This window comes from Pseudomonas sp. P20 (assembly GCF_016463925.1).
Taxonomy (GTDB): Bacteria; Pseudomonadota; Gammaproteobacteria; order Pseudomonadales; family Pseudomonadaceae; genus Pseudomonas; species Pseudomonas aeruginosa.
Genome location: NZ_JAEMVM010000104.1, coordinates 1 through 1,953, shown reverse-complemented (window position 1 = coordinate 1,953; position 1,953 = coordinate 1). Strand labels below are relative to the sequence as shown.

Here is a 1,953-nt window from a genome sequence, read left to right as displayed (position 1 = left end):
TGGATATCGCCCGCGACGATGCCGGCAACCGTGCCGCCAGCCTGCGCAACCTTTCCGGGGTGATCGAGAGCGGCAAGGACTTCAGCCTGCGTGCCAGCCTGATCGAGAACCGTCGCGCCGTGCTGGAAAGCAAGTCGGGCCTGTACACCGCGAAGATGGAGCAGACCGCCTGCATCGAAGGCGTCAACGCGGGCGACTGCAGCGGCAAGCGCAACGCCATCTGGACCATCACCCAGCGCGACAAGACCGAGGTCACCGCCAGCAGCGCCATGGGGCAACTGCTGGCCGGAGGCGACTTCGCCATCGACGGCGGCACCCTGAACAACCTTTCCAGTCTGATCGGCAGCGGCGGCAACCTCACCGCCAACCTCGAAGTCCTCGACAACCAGGGCCTGGAAACCGGCGAGCTGGAAACCATCCGCGTGCTGCGTACCGCTCGCGGCGGCGATATCGGCGGCATCGACCAGAAGTCGCGCAACTTCACCAACCTCTACTGGTACCAGAGCGCCAACTTCGACCCGGCGCGCGCGGGCGAGATCCCCGCCGCGCTCAACGCGATCCTCAGCGACTGGTCCTTCGAGTACGAATTCCCGAGCAAGGGGCCGACCCCGATCAGCAGTGGCGACCAGTCCTACGCAGCGGTGATCCAGGCCGCCGGCGACGTCACGGTCAATGCCAGCACGCGCATCGACAACGGCGTCACCCGCCCCGGCTACACCTTCGTCGGCAGCGGCCGCCAGGTGGGCGACAGCGCGGTGGGCGGCAGCGGGGTTTCGGTGGTCGTGCCGCTGACCTCGCAACTGCCGCCCGACCTGGCGCGGCGCCAGGTCAACCCGGTCACCCTGCCCGGCTTCAGCCTGCCCCAGGGCGACAACGGCCTGTTCCGTCTCAGCTCGCGCTTCGCCGAGGACGGCAATGGCAGCGCCGCGCTCGGCGCCGGCGCCGACCGCACCCAGGGCGGCAGCGGCGTCTCGGTCGGCCAGCAAGGCGCCGGCAACGTCGCCGGTACCTGGCAGGGCCAGGGCGTGCGAGTCGACGGCCTGGCTGGCGCGGCCAACGTCCAGGGTCAGGGCGGCAGCACGCTCGGCGGTAGCCTGCCGGGCGTCGCCCGGGTCCAGGGCGTGCCCGGCAACGCCACGCCGAGCGCCAGCCACAAGTACCTGATCGAGACCAACCCGGCGCTCACCGAGCTGAAGCAGTTCCTCAACTCGGACTACTTGCTCAGCGGCCTGGGCATGAACCCGGACGATAGCAAGAAGCGTCTCGGCGACGGTCTCTACGAGCAGCGGCTGATCCGCGACGCGGTGGTGGCGCGCACCGGCCAGCGCTACATCGACGGGCTGAGCAGCGACGAGGCACTGTTCCGCTACCTGATGGACAACGCCATCGCTTACAAGGACAAGCTCCAGCTGCAACTGGGCGTAGGTTTGAGCGCGGAGCAGATGGCGGCGCTGACCCACGACATCGTCTGGCTGGAAGAGGTCGAGGTGAACGGCGAGAAGGTCCTCGCGCCGGTGGTCTACCTGGCCCAGGCGGAGGGTCGGCTGGCACCCAACGGTGCGCTGATCCAGGGCCGCGACGTGAAGCTGGTGAGCGGCGGCGACCTGCATAATGTCGGCACCCTGCGCGCGCGGAACGACCTCAGCGCGACAGCCGACAACCTCGACAACAGCGGCCTGATCGAGGCCGGCAAGCGCCTCGACCTGCTCGCCGGCGACTCGATCCGCAACCGCCAGGGCGGGGTCATCGCTGGGCGCGACGTGAGCCTCACCGCGCTGACCGGCGACGTGATCAACGAACGCAGCGTGACCCGCTATGACAGCGCGCTCGACGGCCGCACCTGGGAGCGCAGCTTCGCCGACAGCGCCGCGCGGGTGGAGGCGGCGAACAGCCTGAACGTCCAGGCCGGACGCGACATCGCCAACCTCGGTGGGGTGCTGCAGAGCCGCGGCG

Annotated in this window: 1 pseudogene; it reads left to right on the top strand. The window is 69.4% G+C overall.

Going from position 1 to position 1,953, the window contains the following annotated elements:
* Positions 1–1,953: pseudogene (locus JHD77_RS31960) on the top strand (S-layer family protein); the annotation flags it as partial.